Genomic DNA, 22375 nt, shown 5'->3' with positions numbered 1-22375 from the left:
ACGACCCATGAGCGACGACACCCCGACCCCGGATCAGGCCCCCGGTGCCCCGCATCCGCGCGAAACCGCGACCTTGTTCGGGCAGGCCGAGGCCGAACAGGCCTTTCTGAACGCCTACACCTCGGACCGTCTGCACCACGGCTGGCTGCTGACCGGCCCGCGCGGGGTGGGCAAAGCTACGCTTGCGTGGCAGATCGCGCGGTTCCTGCTGGCGACCCCTCCGGCTGAGGATGACGGGCTGTTCGGCGCGCCCCCGCCCCCAGAGACGCTCGCGATCGACCCCGACCACCCCGTCGCCCACCGCATTCAGGCCGGGGCCGAACCCGGCCTGGCCGCCATTACCCGAACGCTGAACGATCAAGGGCGGCTGCGGAGTGAGATCGTGGTGGATGACATCCGCAAGCTGGGCAAGTTCTTCGGCCTGTCCTCGGCCGATGGCGGGCGGCGCGTGGTCATCGTAGACGCGGCTGATGAGATGAATGTCAGCGCCGCCAACGCCCTGTTGAAAATGCTGGAAGAACCGCCCGCGCGTACGACGCTGCTGTTGATCTCGCACCAGCCCTCGCGCCTGTTGCCAACAATCCGGTCGCGCTGTCGAACCCTGCGCCTATCCCCATTAGGGGCTGACGATATGCAGTCCGCACTGGCCCAAACCGGAGCCGAAATGCCTACGCAACCAGATCATCTGGCCGCCCTCGCCGCTGGCTCTGTCGGGGACGCGGTGCGCCTGATTAACCTGGGCGGGTTAGAGATTTACGCCGAGTTCATCGCCATCCTCGGCACCCTGCCCCGCATGGACCGTCAACGCGCCCTGAAACTGGCCGAGGCCGCCGCCCAGCGCGGCGCGGCTGAGAGGTTCGAGCTGCTTTTAACCCTGATTGACGTGGCCCTGTCGCGCCTTGCCCTGACCGGAGCGACCGGCGCAGCCCCCCTGCCCGAAGCCGCCCCGCATGAGGCCGAAATCCTGTCGCGCCTATCCCAATCCCCCCATCAGGCCCGCAAATGGGCTGAGGTGGCTGCGACAATCACAACCCGCGCACGCCATGGTCAGGCGGTGAACCTTGACCCTGCGGCTCTGGTCCTAGATACGGTGTTCAAGATACAGGAAACCGCCGGTCAGAGCAGATGAGCGACACCCCCCAGATCACCGACAGCCATTGCCATCTGGACTTCCCCGATTTCGAAGGCCAGTTGGACCAGATCGTCGCCAATGCGATTGACGCGGGCGTAACCCGTATGGTCACAATCTGCACCAAGCTGCGCAATGAACCCAGCGTCCGCGCGATAGCTGAGGCCCACGCCCCCGTCTTCTACGCCGCCGGCACCCACCCCATGAGCGCTGCGGATGAGCAGATGGCAACCGTAGACGAACTGGTCGCACTGTCCCAGCACCCGAAATTCGTCGGTATTGGTGAGACCGGGCTGGATTACCATTACACCGCCGACAGCGCCGAAGTGCAAAAACAATCTCTGCGTGTCCATATCGAGGCGGCCCAGCGCACCGGCCTACCCCTGATTATTCACGCCCGCGCGGCGGACGAGGACATGGCCCGCATTCTGGCCGAGGAACATCGCAACGCGCCCTATTCCTGCGTGATGCACTGCTTTTCCTCATCGGCAGAACTGGCCAAAGCCGCGCTGGATCTGGGTTTTTACCTGTCCATGTCCGGCATCGCCGCCTTCCCCAAAAGCCAGGAGCTGCGCGATATCTTTGCCACCGCCCCAGTCGATCGCGTTCTGGTCGAAACCGACGCGCCCTATCTGGCCCCGCCCCCGTTCCGCGGCAAACGCAACGAGCCCGCCTATACCGCCCATACCGCCCGCAAAGGGGCCGAGGTGTTCGGTATGGACTATGCCGAGTTCGCCGCTCAGACCCAGCTGAATTTCGAGCGGCTGTTCACCAAAGCCGCAACCTACAAGGCGGCTGCATGACCCAGCTGCGCTGCACCATTCTGGGCTGCGGTTCCTCCGGTGGCGTACCTCGACTGGGCGGGCATTGGGGCGATTGCGACCCCGAAAACCCCAAGAACATCCGCCGTCGCTGTTCCATGCTGGTAGAGCGCGATGGGCCCGAAGGCACAACTTCGGTCCTGATCGACACCACGCCGGATATGCGCAGCCAGTTGCTGGATACCGGCACCGGGCGTCTGGATGGGGTGGTCTACACCCACAGCCATGCCGACCACGTCCACGGCATAGATGACCTGCGCATGATCGTGTTCAACATGCGCACCCGCGTACCTGTCTGGGCGGACGGTGACACGCAAAACGACCTACTGGGACGGTTCGGATATGCGTTCATCCAGCCTGACAGCTCGCCCTACCCGCCGATCCTTGATCTGAAAACCATCAGTGGCCCGTTTGAGATCGACGGCCCCGGCGGCCCGATCCCGTTGCAGCCGTTCAAGGTTAATCACGGCTCGATCGACGCGTTGGGCTTTCGGATTGGCGGACTGGTCTATTTGCCAGACGTGGCCGAGATCTATGACGACGCGTGGCCTGCGCTGCAAGGGCTGGACTGTTTGGTCATCGACGCGCTGCGCCGCACGCCGCACCCAACTCACGCGCATCTGGAAAAGACGCTCGGCTGGATCGAAAAGCTACAACCCAAGCGCGCCGTGCTGACCAATATGCATATCGACATGGACTATGCCGCGGTCGAGGCTGAAACCGCCGACCATATCACCCCCGCCTATGATGGCATGGTGATCCATCAGGCGCTGTAAATTGCGGTTGGTGCCCGCGGCGATATCCCACCGGACAGCACCATGCTGCAAAGCCTGATTGACGTCATCCTGCCGGTTTTTCTGGTGATCGGCGCGGGATATGCCTCGACCCGGTTGGGGTATTTCAAAGAGGTCCATATCGACGGGCTGATGAAGTTCACCCAGGGGTTCGCCATCCCCTGCCTGCTATTTCTGGCTATCGCCAATCTGGACCTCAGCGCCAGTTTCGACCCGCGCCTGCTGTTCAGTTTCTACACCGCAGCGGGCCTATGTTTCTGTGCCGGCCTGTTCGGCGCGCGCCTGATCTTCCGGCGCGAGTGGGAAGATTGCGTCGCCATCGGCTTCTGCTGCCTGTTCTCAAACTCGGTCCTGCTGGGCCTGCCGATTACCGAGCGCGCTTATGGCCCTGAAAACCTGGCCGGGAACTATGCTATCATCGCCTTCCATGCGCCGTTTTGCTATGGCATCGGCATCACAGTGATGGAGGTCATTCGCAGTCGCGGCAACGGTGGCACGCATATGTTCCGTTCGGTCTTGTCAGCGATGTTCCGAAATGCGCTGATCCTGGGGATCGCATCGGGATTCATAATCAACCTGTCCGGGGTTGGCGTGCCCGGAGTGGTCGATGACGCCCTTGGCCTGATCACCCGCGCCGCCTTGCCCGGAGCCTTGTTTGCCTTGGGCGGCGTTCTTGTCAAATATCGGCCCGAGGGCGATCTGCGCACCATCGCCTATGTTTGCGGTGTGTCGCTGCTGCTGCATCCAAGTCTGGTCTGGCTATTCGGATCAAGCGTCGGGCTGCCGCAGGATCTGTTCCGCTCGGGCGTGCTGAACGCGGCCATGGCACCGGGGTTCAACGCCTATATCTTTGCCAATATGTATGGGCGCGCGCGACGGGTCGCGGCCTCATCGGTGCTGATCGGTACTGCCTCGTCGATCCTGACGGTATGGCTGTGGCTTGCTCTGCTGGGATAGAGCATTTGGTTTCCGGTTGACTTTGGGTTGTACAAACACACCTATCCGGTCACGCAACAAGGATCGTACTTATGCCGCATGCCGTCATCGTCGCCCATGGCCAACCCTCTGACCCGGAACCGGCCGAGGCCGCATTGGCAGACTATGCCCGTAGCGTCGATGCGCTGTGCCCGGATATCACGGTGGTTTCCGCCACGCTGGCCGCACCGGGACAGTTCGAATCCTGCCTGCAAAAGCTACCGGACGATACCGTTCTCTTTCCGCTCTTCATGGCCAAGGGGTGGTTCGTGACCAGCGCGTTGCCCAAGCGGTTAGACGAACGCCCCCTTCGTATTCTGGACCCGCTGGGAGTAGACCCCGAAATGCCCAACCTTGTGGCACAGGCTCTGACCGAGGCTCTTGCGCAGCGTCAGTGGCAGGCCACAGAGACCGATTTTGTTCTCGCCGCCCACGGGTCCGGCCGCAGCCGCAACCCCTCTGCCGTGGCTTTGCACTTCGCCGAGGCTTTGGGTCAAACTTTACCGTTCAAATCTCTTCGCGTCGGTTTTGTCGAAGAGCCCCCTTCCATATCTGACGCCGCATCAAAAGCGGGTGCGCAAGCAATTTGTTTGCCGTTTTTTGCCTGCACTGGCGGACACGTTCTAGAGGACATCCCGCAAGAATTGGAAAAGGCTGCCTTTCAGGGCGACACCCTACCCGTCGTCGGAGAGCTTCCCGGCATTCAACGCCATATCGCCGCGACCCTCAGCAAGGCGTTTCTTTCTACCTGACGCCTGCTATTGCGGAGGCATCGCCTTGTGCGCCAGTGATGAGAACAAGCAGTGACGAGACCTGCCTTTTCGCTTGGCCTCGTACAAGGCCTGATCGGCGGCGTTCAAAATCTCGGCAGGTTTGGGGGAGTGAAATTGCGTGGAAAGCGCGGTTCCGATACTGGCCGATATGCAGCAGGTTGACCCTTCAAAACTTATGGGATGTTGCAACCGCTCGATCAGTCGGATCGCGATCGCGGACAGTACAGCCTCATCGACCAAGCCTTTGAACATAATTACGAATTCATCCCCCCCGACGCGCGCGACGGTGTCATCTGCACGCGTCTCTTCCATCATGATGCGCGCGGCCTGTTTCAGAACATAATCCCCAGCGGCATGGCCAAACCGGTCATTGACTGATTTGAAATAGTCCAGATCCAGATGCATTAGCGCAAATGGTCCATTGCCCGAGACCAGATGCCCCAACACCACATCCATCGCACGGCGGTTCTTGAGGCCGGTCAACATATCGGTATAGGCCTGCTCCTCGGCCGCAAGCATCGCGCCCTGCAGGCGCAGGTTTAGTGAACGGGACGCCTCCATCGCGGCGGATTTGGCTTCGACCAGATAGAGCAGTTCAATCGCAAGATCTGTGCCGGAAAAATCGGCACTGGTCAGCGCATAATCCCGTACCGCATCCAGGATCGAAATTCCGAAGGACAGGTTCACGACCGCCCCCATATCGTTCGGCAAGGGCGCGACCAAGCCTTTAAGGGCCGTGCGGGGCCTGTCATGCAGCTTGAGGTGCAGTTTTGCCCCGGCCAGAGAAAGCAAGGCCGACAAGGTTGTCACCTTTCGGGGTCGAACCAGTTCGAAAACGTCCAGGAAAGCCTGCCCACGCATCGGTGTATCCGGCCGAAGTTTTTGAACGGTCGGCCCCACACGCTGAATGCGTCCGTCTCGATCGACGAGAACGAACATCGGGCAAAGCGTGTCCAGCAACCCGGCCAATTCGACATTGCTCATCATGCTTTTCGCGCCCCCAACTCAAACTGTCGGCCTTGAGCAAAGGCGCTTTCAACCAGGATGATCGAAATGACTTCGGCGTCCCCCCTTTGCCCCTCATGGGTAAGAATGGCCAATGCGCCATAGTCATCCGCAACTGCGCGGAGCACGCCCACCATCACGCTGGAATATCCGGGCAAACCCGGATGACACAGAAGCTGGAACTCGGTTGGCGACATCTCGCGTAGTTCCAGTTCGGGCAAACGCAGGTCCGAGACCGCAAGGCGAACCCGATCAGAAAGGTCATCAAGTGAATGCAGAAATTCGACATACGTCACTCCGCCAAACCGCAGTAGGCGTCGTAGATCTTCCATGTTGGGGTGAGAGACTAGGTAGGTCCCCAAATCCTCTAGCAGTTCGGCGCGCGGGCGATCGAGTTTAGCGCACAATATCTCCAGCATGCGCGCGCTGACGTCATCGTCATAGACCAACATCGCCTCAAACTCGGAAAAGCCAAGTTCTGCGACTTCGGTCACGTGCAGCCAGCAGGATTGCCCGTATGTCGCGCAAACGAAGGATTGGACCGCTCGATTGATCAGACCATGCATGTCAAAGCCCCAGCTTGGTTTCACACGTAGTCTGACCGACGAATCCTTAACAAATCGCCAAAACGCAGCTTCGGATATGGACAATCCAATCGAGTATCAAACTGGAATCTCTTTCTAAACTGCTAGAAATCGGTCGGTGCTCCGCCCTCGGCCTTTCGGCGTTCAACGAATTCCGCCAGTTCCTGTCGGATACCTTCGTCCATCGGTGGGGGTTCAAAGCTGGTGATGATCTCTTTGAATATGTGATGGGCGCGTTCTGCAGTCCAGATACCACCCGCTACGTTCCACCCTTCGAAATTCTTCCAGTCGCTGAGGAAAGGTTGGTAGAATGCCGTAGTGTAACGGTCCTGCGTGTGCTGGATGCCAAAGAAATGCCCGTCATTGCCGACCGCACGGATCGCATCCAACGCAATCTCATCCGGCCCGGTCGCCGTGATCTCGGGCTGCATATACCTTTGGATTTGCTGCAAAACTTCGCAATCCATAATGAACTTTTCCGGGCTGGCGATCAGCCCTCCCTCAAGCCAACCTGCGGCGTGGTAGACTATATTGGTCCCTGACTGCACCGCCGCCCACAGTGAGTTCGACGTTTCCCAAACCGATTGCCCATCTGGCACGTTTGCCGCACACACGCCCGAGGACCGCAAGGGCAGGCCGTAAAACCGTGCCATCTGGCCGGTCATCTGGGTCGAGCGCATATATTCCGGTGTTCCGAACGCCGGCGCGCCAGATTTCATATCCACGTTCGAGGTAAAGGTTCCGATCACGCAGGGAATGCCGGGCCGGACATATTGGAACAGCGCAATCGCGCAGAGCGCCTCGGCCAGAGATTGCGCGACCGCGCCCGCCATTGTAACCGGGGCCATCGCGCCAGCCAGCGTAAAGGGCGTCACCACAATCGCCTGCCCCCGCCGTGCCAGACGTAGGCAGCCGTCAATCATCGGGTGGTCATGTTTCAACGGCGAGGTCGAGTTGATGTTGGTATACATCCGGGGCGTCGCCTCGAATTCCTCATGGCTTAGACCGCCTGCGATCCTCACCATCTCCATCACGTCCTCGACCCGTTCCTTGCCCAGTGAATAGGCGTGCATCGCCTTGTCGGTCAGGGTCAGCTTGTCATAGAGCACATCCAGATGGCGCACGCTGGCGTGGATGTCGACCGGTTCCACCGGATAACCGCCCGCAAAGTGAATGCAGTTGAAATATTGCGTCAGTTTCAAAAGGTTCCGACACATTTCGCGATTGCCGGGCACTTTCGTGCCGATCTCCATATCCCAATAGTTGGGCGGGGACGAGACATTGCCGAACAGCAGATTGCGCCCACCGATTTCAATCTGGCGTGCCGGATTACGCGGCGTGATGGTAAAGGATGACGGAGCCTTGCCCACCATCTCCATCACAAAATCGCGCCCCATGCGGACATTGTCGCCGTCAATGGTGCAGCCTGCCTGACGCAGTATGCCGATGGCTTCCTCGTTGTAGAATTCAATACCGATCTCTTCGAGAATGCGCATCGCCCCCTCGTGGATCGCTTCAATCCCCTCAGGACCAAGCGGCTCGGTCGGTGCATCCGTATTGACCGGAGGGTTCCACGGCATCTGGTCGATTACGGCCGAGCCTCGGCGTTCAGCAGCCCCCGCGCGCCCTCCACTGCGGCGTCTGCGCTTTGTCGTATCTGCCATCGGACCGTCCCCTTGTGTTCGCGTTGCCTCAAGCAAGCCCCGAACAGGGAAGACTGGCCGCTCTGTCTGCGACAGGCTATGTCGGATTTAGAACCTGATCCGCCGAAATCGAGCCGGATTCGGTCAGCGATCCGCCAGCCAGCCGGGGATGTGCCCGATATCCGGCAAGACCACATCCGCCATAGGCGTAAGCGCTTCGGCCTCGGCCAAACCGGTCAGAACACCGATCGTTGTCATCCCTGCCGCGCGTCCGGCCTGAAGGTCATGCAGGCTGTCCCCAACCATCGCAACGCGATCCGGGGTGACGCCCACATGTTTAGCAAAGGCCAAAAGCTGACCCGGACCCGGTTTGAACCCGTGCCCACTGTCATAGCCAGCCACAAAGTCAAAGTGATCCCGTATCCCGGCCGAGCTCAGATGCTCGAGCGCGGGCATCTCGCTATCATTCGTCGCCACGCCCAGCCTCAGACCAGACCGCCGCAGCCCATCTAGGAACGGCGCAAGTGGCACCGCGGGGGCTTGTGGTGCATTTGCGGATTCGGTGTTCAGAACGTCGACCAGCCCTGCCTTAGGCAGATCAGGAAAATGCGGCGCCAGAACCTCGGCCACTTCTTCCACCGTTCCCGCAATTACGATGCTGTCAGGTGAATAAGTCAGCGTCTCAAGATCAAAGCCGATCACCTTGCCCAGCGTGGCAGCGCGGGCGTGATCCCCCTCCGTCAGATGCAACAGCATATTGCGTCCGAAGGCACCCCAGGTATCGGCAAAATCGAACAGAGTGCCGTCCTTGTCGAACAGAATAGCGTCGATTGGCATGGTGTTCTCCTGTGAGGATCAGGTCCAGTGAATGTCAGCGCCGCCGGAAAGCGCGGCCTTGGCTTGCGCAGGCAGATCGTAAGGCACGGAATTGGCATCGCAAAACGCCACAACCCACGAATCGTCCAACATCAGAAACTCCAGCGCCGAGCCCAGAAACTCGGGTTCGGACGCCCTTTCGCGCAGATCACCTTCGGATGCGCCTGTGGAGCCCAGAAACACCGGCAAGAGCTCGTCATTTCCGACCAGCCAGCCAAGCACATTCAACGCCAGCGTTTCAGCGGATTGCGCGGTTATCGACATAAAGAGTCCCTGAATCTGCTCTTGGAAAGGGTTTGTTAACCAGACTCATAAACACTTTGGTCATACATGCAATCAACGGTGGCAGATATGTCCGTTCACGGCACCATCCTTGTCCTTGACGGGACCTCGACCAATCGGATCATGCTGAAAGTTCAGCTTACGGCAGCGTGGTATCACGTTGTGCAGGGCGAAAAGGTTCAGGGGCTGGCCGGGCTGTTGCGGCGGGCTCGGCCCGACCTTGTGCTGACCGCACAAACCTTGCCAGATGGCACCGCAGCCGATGTGAAAAAGCTGGTGATGGCCAACCCCGAACTGGCGGATGTGCCGGTTGTCGCAATCGCACCGCAAAACGACAAGGCCGCGCGTCTTCAGGCTTTGTCGGACGGGCTGGATGATGTTCTGGCGCATCCTTTCAAAGACACGCTGCTTTTGGCGCGGGTCCGCAGCCTGATGCGCGTCCGAGCCGAATCGCAGGACCTGCGTCTTGGTGGCTCGCAGCCCATCGGATTTGCCGAACCCGCACCCGCGCTGATCACTCCGCCGAAATCCGGCCATGTTGCCCTGCTGACCCAAACATCAAGCATTGGTGCGAAGTGGCGAAACGCTTTGGCTAACCGGTTGAAGCACAGGTTGACGGCCCATACGTCCTCCAACTTGCAGTGTCTGTTATCCGGCCCCACCCCCGACGCCATCCTGATCGAGATCGGAGCCGACCGGTCTGGTCTGTCCGTTTTGAACGATCTTAAATCGCGCGGCGCCACCCGCCACACGGCGGTTATAGGCATTCTGACGCAAAATGACCCCGGTATTGCAGCAGAAATTCTGGATCGGGGGGGAGATGCAGTCTGCATGAACGGGTTCTGTGCCAACGAAACCGTGCTGCGTTTGGAGAACCTGATCGCGCGCAAGACCCGCTTGGACCAGATGCGTGCATCGCTGCGCCGCGGGATTGCGGAATCCTGGATTGATCCGCTGACTGGGTTGCACAACAGGCGTTATGCAATGCACGCAATCGACCGCATCGTCACTCAGTCCAACCAAACCCAGCGTGGCTTTGCGGTAATGTTGGCGGATCTGGATCATTTCAAATCCATCAATGACCGCTTTGGCCATGTGTGTGGTGACCGTGTCTTGACCGAAACCGCAACCCGGATGCAGCGCGCCATCGGCGCAGCTGGGTTCGTGGCCCGGATCGGAGGAGAGGAATTCATGATTGGCGTACCCGATACCACTCAGGACAATGCGCTGAAACTGGCGCGCACGTTGTGCGATTGTATCTGCAAAACACCCTTCAAGCTGCCGGGCACCTTCGCGCCAGTACCGGTAACGATCAGCATCGGCGTGATTTCGGCGCAACCGGCCCGCTCAAGTGGTGCTCCGGTCGAGACGTTGATTCAATCAGCCGACACCGCGCTCTATGCCGCGAAGCGCGCGGGCCGCAATCAGGTCAGTTTTCGGCAATGCGCTGCCTGACAGATCAGTCCTTTTTGCCCCGTTTATGAGGGCCGCGGCGTACGACCTCATCCAAACGCGCGGCATAGTCCATACGTTCCTCTTCGCTCATTGCAGAGACGCGCGTCAGCCATTCATTCTGCAAGGACATCTGCAACGACACCAGCGACGCGCTCTGATTAGCCAGTATCGCCCGAACGGATTCGGGGTCGAACGGATCGGCGCGCAGGGCTGCGCTGAGCATGGCGAAATCCTCGGCCCGCAGCTTTGAGCCTTTGCGGTGCTGTTTCGATAAATCCCCGCGTAGCGCCTTGCGGTCCTCTTTCGGCAACGCGCGATAAAGAGCCGAGCCAAAACCGGGTGGCGCCTTTGCATGGTCACTGCCTTTGACCCGTAGAACCGTTCCGACTGCTACGCCTACAATAAGCAAGTTCACGGCAAGGGAAACCGCCAACAAGATTGGCATCCAACGGCGTTTGGGCTTGGGATTGTCGCTCATTCGGCGTCCTCCAGGAATGATGTGTCCAGATCGGCAAGTGCAAATGTGGCCTCCGATCCGTAGAGGTAAGTGGCCGCGTCAGGCAGGAAATCCGGCGCAGCAAACCCGATCCACAGGCCGGCGACACTGGCGGCGGCCAGACCGCTCAGGCCCTGCCAGCCACCGATCCCTTCGACCATGCGGCGAAAAACGGATCGGGGTGCAGACCGCTTGGGTTTGGCAAGGTCCAGCCGCACCGCTTCGGCATCGGTCAGGATGCGAACGGCCAAATCGTCAGGCAGCGCCGGCCGATCCTGACGAGCCTGTGCAAAAAGCTGATCCAATCTCGTGTCATCTTCAGTCATCGTCATACCCCAATTCGTCCCGTCGCCCCGCCAATATCGCTGTCAGAGCCCGCTTGCCCCGCGCCGTCAGACTTTCCACCGCATCGACCGAAAGCTCCATGATCCCGGCAATCTCGGGGTTGGGCAATTCCTCGATATGGCGCAGTATCACGGCCTGTCGCTGCCGGTCCGGAAGTTTCGACAAGGCCGCCTGCAACGCGTCCCGGCGGGCATCGTCCTGCATCTTCTGCGCTGCGCTGGCACATTCGTCCTCAGGCTCTGGCACATCCGACAAACGGTCGGGCGTCTGTTTGCGCAGTCGGTCCAGACACAGGTTCATCGTCACACGGTACAGCCAGGTCGAGACCTTGGCATGCCCCGCCACCCAGTCCGGCGCGACCTTCCACAGCCGCATCATCGCCTCCTGGGTCATATCCTCGGCCTCGGCCCGGTTGCCCAGCATCCGCAGCGCCACCGAATAGCTTCGCGGGCCCAGCCTGTCGGTCAGCACACGCGCAGCCGCCGCATCACCTGCGGCGAACATGGCCAGCAGTACGTCATCCGCTGGCGCATCCGCGGCACTGTCAGCGCCGCGGACGATCTGACCTGAGGGCCTCAAGTCCCGCATTCCAAATCAGCTATCGTCGGTATCCGATTTGGCGCGTTTCTTGTGACGCTTGCCCATCCTGTCCTTTGCATCGGCAAATTCCTGTTCCGAGATCGAGCCGTTGCTATCAGCGTCGATACGATCAAACATCTTGTCAGCCCGGCGCGGTTTGGGCAACTCATCCTCGCTCAGAAATCCGTCCTGATTGGCATCGTGCTTTTCGAACATTTTGGCGACACGGTCGTTCACCTTCTGCTGCCCCGCCGCCTGCATCTCTTCGACGGTCAATTGCCCGTCGCCATTGGCATCTGCATCCGTAAAGCGCTTGGCGCGGTGGGCCTGCATTTCATCCTTCGTCACCTGCCCGTCGCCATTGGCATCCAGTTCCTGAAACGTCACAGGTTCGTGATTGCGTGGCCCTGCGGCCAGAGCGGAGGTCGCCGTGATCGCAACGGCCCCAAGGATAATCGCAGGTATGATTTTTGCGCTTTTCATGTCGGTTTCCCTTTGTTTGCACAGCGCTTTTGTCGCTGCCTACATAGGTTCAAACGCAGATTCACCGGGGTTCCGTCGCAAAAATTGAAATTTTTTTCCGTCACCTTTCAGGGCGCAAAGCGACGCACCCCCCTTTTAAGTTGCACAAAAGATGCGCAATATCCGCCCATTGAAACCCGTGAGTCTCGCAATGACAGATCAAACAATAGACACCCAGCCCGATGCGGATCGCGCCACCAAGCCAGCACTGCTGAAAGGCTTTCGCGGCCGCTGCCCGAAATGTGGTGAGGGCAAGCTGCTGAGCGGCTATCTCAAGGTCAATGATAGCTGCTCGAATTGCGGGCAAGAGCTGTTTCATCACCGCGCCGACGATGGCCCTGCCTATCTGACGATCCTGCTGGTCGGCCACCTACTGGCCCCTGCGCTGCACGTGACTTATGTCGAGTTCCGGCCTGAACCACTGACCATGTTCCTGATTTTTGCGATCGGTTGTACGGCGTTGTCGCTGTTCTTGCTGCCGCGCCTGAAAGGGGCTGTTGTGGCCTATCAATGGGCACGTCGCATGCACGGGTTCGAGAACGCGTAATGCGATTTCCGACCGGATTCATCCGCACATGACACAGGACAAGACCGCCATCCGCAACGCGGCAACGGTCATTGTTCTACGTGACCGTTTGTCAGACCCGTCGATCCTGATGGGGCAACGGGGCGCGAAAGCCGCGTTCATGCCCAACAAGTTTGTCTTTCCGGGCGGCGCGGTTGACGCCGAAGACGCCAATGTCGAATTGGCCACGGCCCTGTCTGAGTTGTGCCATGACCGCCTGTCCGAGCGGGCGGAGGCGGGTCTGCAAAATGCGCTTGCCGCCGCCGCAATCCGCGAGTTGTGGGAAGAGACCGGCCTGGTTCTGGGGCAACCCGGCGCATGGCCCGGACAACCGCCGGAGGATTGGGCCGAGTTTGCCCAGCTAGGTTTTCGCCCCACGGCCCAAGCGCTGCAATTCGTATTTCGCGCGGTGACACCTCCGGGAAGACCCCGGCGGTTCGATGCGCGGTTTTTCCTTGTTGATGCTTCGGCGGTTCAGGGCGACCTGGACGACTTCTCGCGCGCCTCGGATGAGCTGTCTCACCTGCAATGGGTGCCTCTGGATCGCGCACGCGAGTTTGACCTGCCCTTTATCACCGAGGTCGTGCTGGCCGAGATTGCAGCGCGGGTATCAGACCCCACACCACCGACATCGGTCCCCTTCCTGCTGAATCAGGAAGAGGAGAGCTTATTTCTGAAACTCAAAGGCTATCCGATGCCTCTGACGGACTGAGGTCGCGCCTATTTCATTCGGCTGATCACCGTCGTGACCTCGGGCTTTTTACCGATCTCGGCCTTGGCGGTCTGGCGAACGATCCGGCGCATGGCCTCTTCCAGCTTGTCGTCGTCGCGCAGCGTTTTAGCGTCGGCGCGCCTCAGGAATTGGTTCAGATCCTCTTCCAAAACCTCGACCAATGCGGCGCGCGAGGACCCAATCTCGGGCAGGCCCATCGTATCGCACCACGGCTCACCCAGTGGTTCATCCTCTTCGTCCAGAATGACCGTGACGGTCACATGACCGTTCAGAGCCATGCGGATACGATCCCGCACAACGCCGTCCAGCGCACCAACCTTGACAGTGCCGTCCAGATAAGTCCGGCCCGTCTCGACATAGTCCACCACTTTCGGTGCGTTGCCAGTCAGATCCAGCATCGTGCCATTCACGGCCAGAATTCCTGCGCGTCCCCCAGCCTCGGCCAGCTTGGCGTGCTCGCGCAGATGGCGATGTTCACCATGCATCGGGATCACGATCTGAGGGTCGATCAGAGCATGTACCCTCTCAAGATCAGGGCGGTTGGCATGGCCCGACACGTGATACAGCCCCGAGCTGTCGTCGACCACATCCACCCCTTTTTCACTAAGCTGGTTAATGATGAAGATCACGCCCCGCTCATTGCCCGGAATGGTTTTCGACGAAAACAGGAACAGATCGCCCTCTTTCAACTCCAGACCGCGATACTTGCCTCGTGCCAGTTGCGCACTGGCGGCGCGGCGCTCACCTTGGCTGCCGGTCACGATCAGCATCAGGTTTTGACGCGGTACATCCACCGCCTCTTCCGCGCTGATAACCTTGGGGAAATCCGACAGGATGCCGGTTTCGGTCGCGGCTTCGATCATGCGGCGCATCGCGCGGCCCAGCAACACGACCGAGCGTCCGGCCCGCTGCCCCGCCTCGGCCAGGGTTTTCACCCGTGCCACGTTGGACGCGAAAGTGGTCGCGACAACCATCCCTTCGGCGCTTTCGACCAGTTTGGTGATCTCGGGGCCGACCTCGGATTCCGATCGCCCGTCATGGGGCGAGAACACATTGGTGCTGTCACAAACCAGAGCCTTGACGCCCGGTTTGGCAATCTCGGCCCACAAATCGGCGTCAAAAGGCTCACCGACCACGGGGTTGGTGTCCAGCTTGAAGTCACCCGAATGCACGACCCGGCCCGCAGGCGTGTCGATGACCAAGGCTGCACTTTCCGGGATCGAATGCGAGACCGGCAGGAAACCGACCGAGAACGGCCCCACCTGAACCTGCTCGGGCCATGGCGACACGGTTTGAACGGCGTCCTCGGGATGGCCATGTTCATCCATCTTGCGGCGCGCGATATTGGCGGTGAAGGCACGGGCATAGACCGGCGCGCCCAATGCCTCAAAGCAATGCGCTACGGCCCCCACGTGGTCTTCGTGGGCGTGTGTGACGAAGATGGCGTCAAGACGATCAGCGCGTTCCTGCAGCCACGAGATATCCGCGTGGATCAGATCGACGCCCGGCGTGGTGTCCATATCCGGGAACGTCACCCCAAGATCGACGAGGATCAGACGTTCCTGCCCCGGCTTGCCATAGCCATAGACATAGGCGTTCATGCCGATTTCGCCTGCACCGCCCAGCGGCAGATAGATCAGTCGTTCACTGCTCATGTTGAGCCATTTTCCTTGTTATAGCGATGGATCACGGTCAGACCGTGCATCGTCAGATCATCCTCGATCACGTCAAAGCCCACATCCGCCTGATCGAACAGAGGTGCAAGCCCCCCGGTTCCAACGACTTTCATCGGCATTCCATATTCCGCCTTGATCCGGGCAATCAGCCCCTCGATCAAACCGGAATAGCCCCAATACACGCCCGATTGGATACAGCCAACCGTATTTGTCCCAATCACTTTTTCGGGGCGCGTGATGTCGATATGCGGCAACGCCGCCGCGCCTTGGTGCAGCGCTTCAAGGCTGAGGTTCACACCCGGTGCAATAATGCCGCCCACGTAAGCCCCGTCCGATGCAACAACATCGAAATTCGTGGCGGTTCCGAAATCAACCACAACCACATCGCCACCATGACGATCAAACGCTCCAACCGCATTGGCCAGCCTGTCCGGTCCGGGAATGGTGCCTTCGTCGATGCGTGGGGCGACTGGCAACAGGCATTCCGGCTTGCCCACAACCAGCGGACGGCAGCCAAAGAAACGGTCTGCAAAGATGCGTAGATTGAACACCACGCGTGGCACGGTCGACGCGATCACAACATCAGTGATATCCGCCTCGATCCCGTAATGTTTCACCAGAGTAGAATACCATGTGAAATAGGCATCCGCCGTACGGGAATGATGGGTCGAGGTGCGCAAGGTGCACAGAAATTGCGCGCCGTCCCAGATCGAGAACACTGTGTTTGTGTTGCCGCAGTCGATTGCAAGAAGCATTTCAGCCCCCTTTAGAAATAAACATCCGCGGCAGGTATGGCCGCGCGGCCTTTGGCGGTGTTTAGGACAAGGTTGCCATTCCCGTCCACCGTTTCAAACGTGCCCACCGTTTCCGACGTTGTGGTCCGCGCCGTGATCACTTCCCCCAGTCGCGCGGCCCGGTCCAACCATGCCGTGCGGATCGGTTCGAACCCGTAGGTCACGAACTGGCTTTCGTAGCGCGCATAGTTGGCGGCCAGCTCGGTCAGAAAATCCTCGGGCATGACGTCGGCCCCAGTCTCGGACAAAAGCGAAACCGGGCGTACCGCTCCTTCCTCAAGCGCGTCAGGCTGCGGGGCTTGCGACAGGTTGACCCCTATGCCAATCGCCAAATGGCCCAGCTCGCGCCCCATGCCCGTGCTTTCAAGAAGAATGCCAGCCAGCTTGCCGCCGTTCAGCAGCACGTCGTTGGGCCATTTCAGTGACAATCCGTCAGACCGCCCCGTCACAGCGACACAGGCATCGTACAGTGCAAGCGCTGCGACGAAGCTGCGCAATGCGGCCTGTTCCGGCTCACCCCGCGGACGCATTAATAACGTAGCCGCGAGGTTTCCAACCGGATTTGCCCATGCCCTGCCCCGCCGCCCGCGCGCCGAGGTTTGATTATATGCCATGATCCAGACCGGCCCTACCGCCGTTGGGGCGATACGCGCAGCTTCGTTCAACGTGCTGTCGACCGTTTGCAGCACATGCAACCCATATCCTTGCGGCCACTGCGTCATCGCAAAAAGGCCCGGTCCAGCGACCGAGCCCTCCTGGATTGAGTGAGCTGGAGATCAGTTAACAAGCGTCGCTGCCGCAGCTGCCGCTGCGCCCTCAACACCGAACTGATAGAATATACCTACCAACATCAGAGCAGCCGACCCCATCAACGCAACCCACAGAACGGGCGTGGAATGCGTCTCGATCGGGTCCTCGTTCTCCTCGCCAAAATACATGTAGAACACGATCCGCAGGTAGTAGAACGCACCAATGACCGAGGCGATGGCCGACACGATCACCAGACCGGTCAGGCCCGCGCTGACACCGGCCTGCCAAACGCCGAACTTGGCGAAGAAGCCCAGCATTGGCGGGACGCCCGCAAGGCTGAACATCAGGATCAGAACCGCCAGCGCCTTACCCGGATCACGTTTAGAATATTGCCGCAGCGCATCAATATCGGTGACGGGTTTGCCGTCGCGCTCCATCATCAGGATGAAGGCAAAGGTGCCGATATTCATGGTCACGTAGATCGCCAGATACATCAGCATCGCCTTGACGCCCATTTCAGTACCCGCCGCCAAACCGATCAGCGCATAGCCCATATGGGCAATCGACGAAAACGCCATCAGTCGCTTGATGTCGCGCTGACCAATCGCAGCCACAGCCCCCAACAGCATCGACAGGACTGAGAGCAGAACGATCACCTGCTGCCAATCCTTGATAACTCCGCCGAACGCGTCATGCAGCAATCGCGCAAACAATGCCATCGCGGCCACTTTGGGCGCAGTGGCAAAGAAAGCGGTGATCGGCGTGGGTGAGCCTTCGTACACGTCCGGCGTCCACATGTGGAACGGTACGGCGGATACTTTGAACGCCAGACCCGAAATCAGGAAGATCAGGCCAAACAGCAACCCGACCGAGACGTCGCCGTGATGTACCGTCTGGACGATGCCCGAGAACAGCGTGGTGCCCGTGAATCCGTAAACCAGTGACGCACCATACAGCAGCAAGCCCGAGCTGAGCGCGCCCAGAACGAAATACTTCAGACCAGCCTCGGTGGATTTCGCACTGTCACGGCGCAGGGCGGCCACGACGTAGAGTGCCAGCGATTGCAGTTCCAACCCCATATAGAGAGACATCAGATCGCCCGCGCTGACCATCATCATCATACCCACGGCGGCAAGTGCCACCAGCAAGGGGTATTCGAACCGCAACAGCCCGCGACGCGACATGTAATCCTGGCTCATCAACAGAACGGCTGCCGCAGATAGCAGGATCGCAACCTTGGCAAAGCGCGAGAAACCGTCATCGACGAACATGCCATTGAAGGCCACGTTGGCGCCGTCGCCATTGGTGGCGATCCAAATCGCCAGCAGCGCCATCAGGCCCGAGGTCGCCCAGACCAGAACCGGGGCCAGCCCGTCTTTTGTGGTGTAGACAGCCCCGATCAGCGCCGCCATCGCATATACGGCCAGAACGATCTCTGGCAGGATGATTGTCAGATCAGCTTGGATCATCTCCGAAGCTCCCTTAATGCGAAGCGGCTGTCTGGATCACGGCCTCAGCCGCGGCCAGAGCCGTGTCATAGTTCGAAATCAGCGCGGCGGTCGAGTCGCCGATCACATCGGTCACCAGCGATGGGTAGACGCCCAGCAGGATCGTCATGATGATCAGCGGTGCAAAGATCAGCCGCTCGCGCGAGCTCATGTCAGTCATGGCCTTGAGGCTTTCCTTGATCAGATCGCCAAAGACCACGCGACGGTACAGCCACAGCGCATACCCGGCAGAGAAGATCACGCCAGTTGCAGCCACCGCCGTTACCCATGTGTTAACCTGGAAGGCCCCCATCAGGGTCAGGAATTCGCCGATAAACCCGGACGTGCCCGGCAGGCCGACATTCGCCATGGTGAACAGCATGAAGACCAGCGCATAAGCGGGCATCCGGATCACCAAGCCGCCATATGCGTCAATGTCGCGGGTGTGCATCCGGTCATAGATCACGCCGACACACAGGAACAGCGCCGCCGAGATGAACCCGTGGCTCAGCATCTGGAAGATCGCGCCATCAATCCCCTGCTGATTCGCCGCAAAAATCCCCATGGTCACAAAACCCATATGCGCGACCGAGGAATAGGCGATCAGCTTTTTCATATCCTCCTGCACCAGCGCCACCAGCGAGGTGTAGACAACGGCGATGGCCGACATCCACAGCACCAGATCGGTCATCACCGCCGAGCCCACAGGGAACATTGGCAGGCTGAACCGCAGGAAGCCATAGCCGCCCATCTTCAGCAGGATCGCCGCCAGCACGACCGAACCCGCCGTCGGCGCCTGAACGTGCGCGTCCGGCAGCCAGGTATGAACCGGCCACATCGGCATTTTCACGGCAAATGAGGCAAAGAACGCCAGGAACATCAGCGTCTGCATCCCGCCGACCACATAAATGCCCATCACTCTGAAGCTCTCGGATGAGAAGTGATGGCTCATCAGCGCCTCAATATCCGTCGTGCCCGCATCCGCATACATCGCCACCATCGCCACCAGCATCAGCACCGAGCCGAGGAATGTGTAGAGGAAGAACTTGAAGCTGGCATAGATGCGGTTCGCGCCGCCCCAAATGCCGATGATCAGGAACATCGGGATCAGACCGGCCTCGAAGAACAGGTAGAACAGCACCAGATCCAGCGCCATGAACACGCCCAGCATCAGCGTTTCCAGCAGCAGGAAGGCGATCATGTATTCCTTGACCCGCTCGGTCACGTTCCAGCTGGCCAGTATGGTCAGCGGCATGATGAAGGTGGTCAGCAGCACGAACAGCACGCTGATGCCGTCCACGCCCATCTTGTATTTCAGGCCCAGCAGCCACTCACCCTCTTCCACCATCTGAAAGCCGATGTTGGATGGATCAAAGCCCGTATAGATGCCAATCGAGACAAGGAACGTCACCGTGGTCGCCACCAGCGCGACCCATTTCGCGTTGCGCTGCGCGGCGTCGTCATCTCCGTGCAGGAACAGGGCCAGAATGGCCGCTGCCACTGCGGGGATGAAAGTAACGATCGAGAGGATATTATCCATTAGTGTGCGCCTCCGCCGATCGACATCCAGGTGACAAGGGCTGCTATCCCCAAGACCATCCAGAAGGCATAAGTAAAGATGTAGCCCGTCTGCGCCTTGCCTGCGAGGCGGGTGAAGAAGGGAACAACGCCCATGGCAATCCCGTTCAAGAAGCCGTCAATGGTGTTGCCATCACCGCGTTTCCACAGGAACCGGCCAAGCGCCACGGTGGGTTTGACGAAGATCACGTTGTAGATCTCGTCAAAGTACCATTTGTTCAGCAGGAACAGGTACAGCGGACGCTGGTTCTGTGCCAGACGTCCCGGCAGCGATGGGTTCACGATGTAGAACCAATAGGCCATCGCAAAGCCCAGCAGCATCGCAACAAAGGGTGAAACCTTGACCCACTTAGGCGCCGCATGCGCATCGTCCAGCACATGGTTGTCCGGTGCCATGTACAGCGCGCCCTCGCCCGGCTCACCTGCGAAAACATAGTGATGATCGCCATGAGCATCCTTTTCACCATGACCGTCATCTGCGTGGTCATCACCATGGCTTTCATCTGCGTGGCTATCATCGCCATGCGCGTCCGCTTTGCTGTGATCACCGGCCTCGGCATGTTCCGACGCCTCAGCCACCGGGATGCCATAGAACTTGCCCACCTTGTCCGCGTGACCGAAGAAATTGCCGTACCAAATCATGCCCGCAAAGACCGCGCCCAGCGAGAGAACGCCCAGCGGCACCAGCATGACCATCGGGCTTTCATGCGCATGGTCGTGCGTATGCTTGTCGCCGCGCGGCGTGCCGTAGAAGGTCAGGAAGATCAAACGCCAGCTGTAGAAGGACGTAAACGCCGCCGCTACGACCAGCAGCCAGAAGCCATAGGAAGACCCACCGGCATAGGCGCTCTCGATGATGGCGTCTTTCGACAGGAAGCCAGCGAAACCGAAGGTCGTCAGCGGAATACCAACGCCTGTGATGGCCAGCGTGCCAATCATCATCGCCCAGAAGGTATAGGGGATCTTTTTGCGCAGACCGCCATACTCGGTCATTTCCTGTTCGTGGTGCATCGCGTGGATGACCGAGCCTGCCCCAAGGAACAGCAGCGCTTTGAAGAAGGCGTGCGTGAACAGGTGGAACATCGCCGCCGAATACATCCCAACACCTGCCGCCACGAACATGTAACCCAGCTGCGAACAGGTTGAATAGGCGATGACACGCTTGATGTCGGTCTGAACCAGTCCCACGGTCGCGGCGAAGAAGGCGGTCGTAGCACCCAACACGGTGATGAATCCGGTCGCGCCCGGTGCGAACTCCATGAACGGCGACATGCGGCAGACAAGGAACACACCCGCCGTCACCATAGTCGCGGCGTGGATCAGGGCCGACACAGGCGTCGGGCCTTCCATCGCGTCGGGCAACCATGTGTGCAAGATCAACTGCGCCGATTTCCCCATCGCGCCGATAAAGAGCAGCACGCAGATGACCTCAACAGCGGTCCATTCGCCCCACAGGAAGTGCAGCTTTTCTTCGGCCAAGGCGGGTGCCGAGGCGAAAATGTCCGAGAAGTTGATGCTGTCGGTCAGCAAGAACAGCGCGAAAATCCCCAGCGCAAAGCCAAAGTCGCCCACGCGGTTCACAATAAACGCTTTCATCGCCGCCGCATTGGCTGATGGCTTACGGTAATAGAACCCGATCAGCAGGTACGAGGCGACGCCCACGCCCTCCCAGCCAAAGAACATCTGCACCAGATTGTCCGCCGTCACCAGCATCAGCATCGCAAAGGTGAAGAAGGACAGATAGGCGAAGAACCGCGGCTTATAGCTTTCGCCTTCACGCCACTGCGGGTCGTGATCCATATAACCAAAGGAATAGAGGTGCACGAGCGCTGAGACGGTCGTCACCACGATCAGCATGATCGCGGTCAGACGGTCCAGACGGATGGCCCAGCTTGTCGACAACGATCCGCTCTCGATCCAGCGCATGATCTCGATCTGCTGCGTCACCCCGTCGAAGGCAAAGAACACGATCCACGACAGCAGACAGGCCAGAAACAGCAGGCCCGTGGCCGTCCACATGGCAGCTTTCTCACCAATGAACCGCCAGCCAAAGCCGCAGATCAATGCGCCCACCAGCGGGGCAAAGAGGATGGTGGTTTCCATAGTTCTCTTAGCCCTTCATCATATTGACGTCTTCAACCGCGATGGTGCCACGGTTGCGGAAGAAGCAGACCAGAATGGCCAGACCAATCGCCGCCTCGGCGGCCGCAACTGTCAGGACAAACAGCGTAAACACCTGTCCGACCAGATCGCCCAGGAAACTGGAAAACGCCACGAGGTTGATATTCACCGCCAGCAGCATCAGTTCGATGCTCATCAGCAGGATGATGACGTTCTTACGGTTCAGAAAGAGACCGAAGATGCCGATGACGAACAGCGTCGCCGCCACAGTCAGGTAATGTTCAAGTCCGATCATTTTCTTTCGGTCCCATTCGTTTCCTGTTTTTCGCGGCCCTATACCCGATCCAACCAAGTACAACAGGCACCGCAACTAGTATTTTTAGCAGCCGGTA

At 59.5% G+C, this 22375-nt stretch carries 24 protein-coding genes; 8 read left to right on the top strand and 16 right to left on the bottom strand.

Annotation, left to right across the window (positions count from 1 at the left end):
• Positions 1-7: 7 nt before the first annotated feature.
• From ACR3E7_RS02720 to ACR3E7_RS02700, 5 genes are all read left to right on the top strand, one after another.
• Complete coding sequence (locus ACR3E7_RS02720) at positions 8-1129, top strand: DNA polymerase III subunit delta' (protein WP_480503100.1); 1122 nt, start codon at positions 8-10, stop codon at positions 1127-1129.
• The gene (locus tag ACR3E7_RS02715; RefSeq protein WP_170784261.1) at positions 1126-1932 is read left to right on the top strand and encodes a TatD family hydrolase; all 807 of its coding nucleotides are present in this window, start codon (positions 1126-1128) and stop codon (positions 1930-1932) included. The genes ACR3E7_RS02720 and ACR3E7_RS02715 overlap by 4 nt, the downstream gene beginning before the upstream one ends.
• Entirely contained in the window at positions 1929-2726 is a 798-nt protein-coding gene (locus ACR3E7_RS02710; protein WP_480503102.1) for an MBL fold metallo-hydrolase, read from the top strand. Before ACR3E7_RS02715 ends, ACR3E7_RS02710 begins: the two co-directional genes overlap by 4 nt.
• 42 nt (positions 2727-2768) lie before the next feature.
• Complete coding sequence (locus ACR3E7_RS02705) at positions 2769-3701, top strand: AEC family transporter (RefSeq protein WP_170788393.1); 933 nt, start codon at positions 2769-2771, stop codon at positions 3699-3701.
• A gap of 71 nt (positions 3702-3772) precedes the next feature.
• Positions 3773-4471, top strand: coding sequence for a CbiX/SirB N-terminal domain-containing protein (locus ACR3E7_RS02700; RefSeq protein ID WP_170769299.1), 699 nt, complete (start codon positions 3773-3775; stop codon positions 4469-4471).
• Between the two features lie 6 nt (positions 4472-4477).
• Here ACR3E7_RS02700 and ACR3E7_RS02695 read toward each other — a convergent pair whose 3' ends face one another.
• The 5 genes from ACR3E7_RS02695 to ACR3E7_RS02675 form a co-directional block, all read right to left on the bottom strand.
• Entirely contained in the window at positions 4478-5479 is a 1002-nt protein-coding gene (locus tag ACR3E7_RS02695) for a GGDEF domain-containing protein (RefSeq protein ID WP_170788392.1), read from the bottom strand.
• Entirely contained in the window at positions 5476-6063 is a 588-nt protein-coding gene (locus ACR3E7_RS02690; RefSeq protein WP_170784251.1) for a heme NO-binding domain-containing protein, read from the bottom strand. The genes ACR3E7_RS02695 and ACR3E7_RS02690 overlap by 4 nt, the downstream gene beginning before the upstream one ends.
• Positions 6064-6185: 122 nt before the next feature.
• Positions 6186-7745, bottom strand: coding sequence for a trimethylamine methyltransferase family protein (locus tag ACR3E7_RS02685; protein WP_480503104.1), 1560 nt, complete (start codon positions 7743-7745; stop codon positions 6186-6188).
• Positions 7746-7868: 123 nt separating this feature from the next.
• Complete coding sequence (locus tag ACR3E7_RS02680) at positions 7869-8561, bottom strand: HAD family hydrolase (protein WP_480503106.1); 693 nt, start codon at positions 8559-8561, stop codon at positions 7869-7871.
• An 18-nt stretch (positions 8562-8579) separates the two neighbouring features.
• Positions 8580-8864 carry a DUF3572 domain-containing protein gene (locus ACR3E7_RS02675; protein ID WP_480503107.1) on the bottom strand — a complete coding sequence of 95 codons (285 nt, stop codon included), beginning with the start codon at positions 8862-8864 and terminating at the stop codon, positions 8580-8582.
• 87 nt (positions 8865-8951) lie between these two features.
• Between ACR3E7_RS02675 and ACR3E7_RS02670 the strand changes: the two genes are divergently transcribed.
• Positions 8952-10337 (top strand): diguanylate cyclase, encoded by a 1386-nt coding sequence (locus tag ACR3E7_RS02670; protein WP_480503108.1) that lies wholly within the window; start codon positions 8952-8954, stop codon positions 10335-10337.
• 4 nt (positions 10338-10341) lie between these two features.
• Here the strand turns inward: ACR3E7_RS02670 and ACR3E7_RS02665 are convergent, their stop codons facing one another.
• From ACR3E7_RS02665 to ACR3E7_RS02650, 4 genes are read right to left on the bottom strand one after another with little or no spacing between them, the layout of a single operon-like run.
• Complete coding sequence (locus tag ACR3E7_RS02665) at positions 10342-10815, bottom strand: periplasmic heavy metal sensor (RefSeq protein WP_170788388.1); 474 nt, start codon at positions 10813-10815, stop codon at positions 10342-10344.
• Positions 10812-11159, bottom strand: a complete 348-nt coding sequence (locus ACR3E7_RS02660) for a hypothetical protein (RefSeq protein ID WP_170788387.1) — start codon at positions 11157-11159, stop codon at positions 10812-10814. The genes ACR3E7_RS02665 and ACR3E7_RS02660 overlap by 4 nt, the downstream gene beginning before the upstream one ends.
• Positions 11152-11766 (bottom strand): RNA polymerase sigma factor, encoded by a 615-nt coding sequence (locus ACR3E7_RS02655; RefSeq protein WP_480503109.1) that lies wholly within the window; start codon positions 11764-11766, stop codon positions 11152-11154. The genes ACR3E7_RS02660 and ACR3E7_RS02655 overlap by 8 nt, the downstream gene beginning before the upstream one ends.
• A gap of 6 nt (positions 11767-11772) precedes the next feature.
• Positions 11773-12240 carry an EF-hand domain-containing protein gene (locus tag ACR3E7_RS02650; RefSeq protein ID WP_170784237.1) on the bottom strand — a complete coding sequence of 156 codons (468 nt, stop codon included), beginning with the start codon at positions 12238-12240 and terminating at the stop codon, positions 11773-11775.
• 190 nt (positions 12241-12430) lie between these two features.
• Here ACR3E7_RS02650 and ACR3E7_RS02645 point away from each other — a divergent pair, with 190 nt between their 5' ends.
• Complete coding sequence (locus ACR3E7_RS02645; RefSeq protein ID WP_170769288.1) at positions 12431-12826, top strand: DUF983 domain-containing protein; 396 nt, start codon at positions 12431-12433, stop codon at positions 12824-12826.
• A 28-nt stretch (positions 12827-12854) separates the two neighbouring features.
• On the top strand, positions 12855-13556 hold the full coding sequence (locus ACR3E7_RS02640; RefSeq protein WP_170788384.1) for an NUDIX hydrolase: 702 nt from the start codon (positions 12855-12857) through the stop codon (positions 13554-13556).
• An 8-nt stretch (positions 13557-13564) separates the two neighbouring features.
• Here the strand turns inward: ACR3E7_RS02640 and ACR3E7_RS02635 are convergent, their stop codons facing one another.
• The 7 genes from ACR3E7_RS02635 to nuoK are packed head-to-tail and all read right to left on the bottom strand — an operon-like array spanning position 13565 to position 22278.
• Positions 13565-15232 carry a ribonuclease J gene (locus tag ACR3E7_RS02635; RefSeq protein ID WP_480503110.1) on the bottom strand — a complete coding sequence of 556 codons (1668 nt, stop codon included), beginning with the start codon at positions 15230-15232 and terminating at the stop codon, positions 13565-13567.
• Positions 15229-16008: a type III pantothenate kinase gene (locus ACR3E7_RS02630; RefSeq protein ID WP_170769285.1), complete on the bottom strand. Its 780-nt coding sequence runs from the start codon at positions 16006-16008 to the stop codon at positions 15229-15231. Before ACR3E7_RS02630 ends, ACR3E7_RS02635 begins: the two co-directional genes overlap by 4 nt.
• Before the next feature lie 11 nt (positions 16009-16019).
• Positions 16020-16769, bottom strand: coding sequence for a biotin--[acetyl-CoA-carboxylase] ligase (locus tag ACR3E7_RS02625; protein WP_480503111.1), 750 nt, complete (start codon positions 16767-16769; stop codon positions 16020-16022).
• Positions 16770-16823: 54 nt separating this feature from the next.
• A complete protein-coding gene (gene nuoN, locus ACR3E7_RS02620; RefSeq protein ID WP_480503112.1) occupies positions 16824-18266 on the bottom strand; it encodes an NADH-quinone oxidoreductase subunit NuoN in 1443 nt (480 codons plus the stop codon).
• A 13-nt stretch (positions 18267-18279) separates the two neighbouring features.
• Positions 18280-19824, bottom strand: coding sequence for an NADH-quinone oxidoreductase subunit M (locus tag ACR3E7_RS02615; protein ID WP_480503113.1), 1545 nt, complete (start codon positions 19822-19824; stop codon positions 18280-18282).
• The gene (gene nuoL / locus ACR3E7_RS02610) at positions 19824-21965 is read right to left on the bottom strand and encodes an NADH-quinone oxidoreductase subunit L (protein ID WP_480503114.1); all 2142 of its coding nucleotides are present in this window, start codon (positions 21963-21965) and stop codon (positions 19824-19826) included. The genes ACR3E7_RS02615 and nuoL overlap by 1 nt, the downstream gene beginning before the upstream one ends.
• A 7-nt stretch (positions 21966-21972) precedes the next feature.
• Positions 21973-22278 carry an NADH-quinone oxidoreductase subunit NuoK gene (gene nuoK / locus ACR3E7_RS02605; RefSeq protein WP_005984024.1) on the bottom strand — a complete coding sequence of 102 codons (306 nt, stop codon included), beginning with the start codon at positions 22276-22278 and terminating at the stop codon, positions 21973-21975.
• Positions 22279-22375: the final 97 nt, after the last annotated feature.

Source organism: Ruegeria sp. BK1, from assembly GCF_056535645.1.
This window is presented reverse-complemented; position numbering and strand designations above follow the sequence as displayed.

Excerpts from the sequence above, each read along its gene's own strand:
- ACR3E7_RS02720 (WP_480503100.1), top strand. The coding sequence starts at position 8 with ATGAGCGACGACACCCCGACCCCGGATCAGGCCCCCGGTGCCCCGCAT.
- ACR3E7_RS02715 (WP_170784261.1), top strand. The coding sequence starts at position 1,126 with ATGAGCGACACCCCCCAGATCACCGACAGCCATTGCCATCTGGACTTC.
- ACR3E7_RS02710 (WP_480503102.1), top strand. The coding sequence starts at position 1,929 with ATGACCCAGCTGCGCTGCACCATTCTGGGCTGCGGTTCCTCCGGTGGC.
- ACR3E7_RS02705 (WP_170788393.1), top strand. The coding sequence starts at position 2,769 with ATGCTGCAAAGCCTGATTGACGTCATCCTGCCGGTTTTTCTGGTGATC.
- ACR3E7_RS02700 (WP_170769299.1), top strand. The coding sequence starts at position 3,773 with ATGCCGCATGCCGTCATCGTCGCCCATGGCCAACCCTCTGACCCGGAA.
- ACR3E7_RS02695 (WP_170788392.1), bottom strand. The coding sequence starts at position 5,479 with ATGATGAGCAATGTCGAATTGGCCGGGTTGCTGGACACGCTTTGCCCG.
- ACR3E7_RS02690 (WP_170784251.1), bottom strand. The coding sequence starts at position 6,063 with ATGCATGGTCTGATCAATCGAGCGGTCCAATCCTTCGTTTGCGCGACA.
- ACR3E7_RS02685 (WP_480503104.1), bottom strand. The coding sequence starts at position 7,745 with ATGGCAGATACGACAAAGCGCAGACGCCGCAGTGGAGGGCGCGCGGGG.
- ACR3E7_RS02680 (WP_480503106.1), bottom strand. The coding sequence starts at position 8,561 with ATGCCAATCGACGCTATTCTGTTCGACAAGGACGGCACTCTGTTCGAT.
- ACR3E7_RS02675 (WP_480503107.1), bottom strand. The coding sequence starts at position 8,864 with ATGTCGATAACCGCGCAATCCGCTGAAACGCTGGCGTTGAATGTGCTT.
- ACR3E7_RS02670 (WP_480503108.1), top strand. The coding sequence starts at position 8,952 with ATGTCCGTTCACGGCACCATCCTTGTCCTTGACGGGACCTCGACCAAT.
- ACR3E7_RS02665 (WP_170788388.1), bottom strand. The coding sequence starts at position 10,815 with ATGAGCGACAATCCCAAGCCCAAACGCCGTTGGATGCCAATCTTGTTG.
- ACR3E7_RS02660 (WP_170788387.1), bottom strand. The coding sequence starts at position 11,159 with ATGACTGAAGATGACACGAGATTGGATCAGCTTTTTGCACAGGCTCGT.
- ACR3E7_RS02655 (WP_480503109.1), bottom strand. The coding sequence starts at position 11,766 with ATGCGGGACTTGAGGCCCTCAGGTCAGATCGTCCGCGGCGCTGACAGT.
- ACR3E7_RS02650 (WP_170784237.1), bottom strand. The coding sequence starts at position 12,240 with ATGAAAAGCGCAAAAATCATACCTGCGATTATCCTTGGGGCCGTTGCG.
- ACR3E7_RS02645 (WP_170769288.1), top strand. The coding sequence starts at position 12,431 with ATGACAGATCAAACAATAGACACCCAGCCCGATGCGGATCGCGCCACC.
- ACR3E7_RS02640 (WP_170788384.1), top strand. The coding sequence starts at position 12,855 with ATGACACAGGACAAGACCGCCATCCGCAACGCGGCAACGGTCATTGTT.
- ACR3E7_RS02635 (WP_480503110.1), bottom strand. The coding sequence starts at position 15,232 with ATGAGCAGTGAACGACTGATCTATCTGCCGCTGGGCGGTGCAGGCGAA.
- ACR3E7_RS02630 (WP_170769285.1), bottom strand. The coding sequence starts at position 16,008 with ATGCTTCTTGCAATCGACTGCGGCAACACAAACACAGTGTTCTCGATC.
- ACR3E7_RS02625 (WP_480503111.1), bottom strand. The coding sequence starts at position 16,769 with ATGACGCAGTGGCCGCAAGGATATGGGTTGCATGTGCTGCAAACGGTC.
- nuoN (WP_480503112.1), bottom strand. The coding sequence starts at position 18,266 with ATGATCCAAGCTGATCTGACAATCATCCTGCCAGAGATCGTTCTGGCC.
- ACR3E7_RS02615 (WP_480503113.1), bottom strand. The coding sequence starts at position 19,824 with ATGGATAATATCCTCTCGATCGTTACTTTCATCCCCGCAGTGGCAGCG.
- nuoL (WP_480503114.1), bottom strand. The coding sequence starts at position 21,965 with ATGGAAACCACCATCCTCTTTGCCCCGCTGGTGGGCGCATTGATCTGC.
- nuoK (WP_005984024.1), bottom strand. The coding sequence starts at position 22,278 with ATGATCGGACTTGAACATTACCTGACTGTGGCGGCGACGCTGTTCGTC.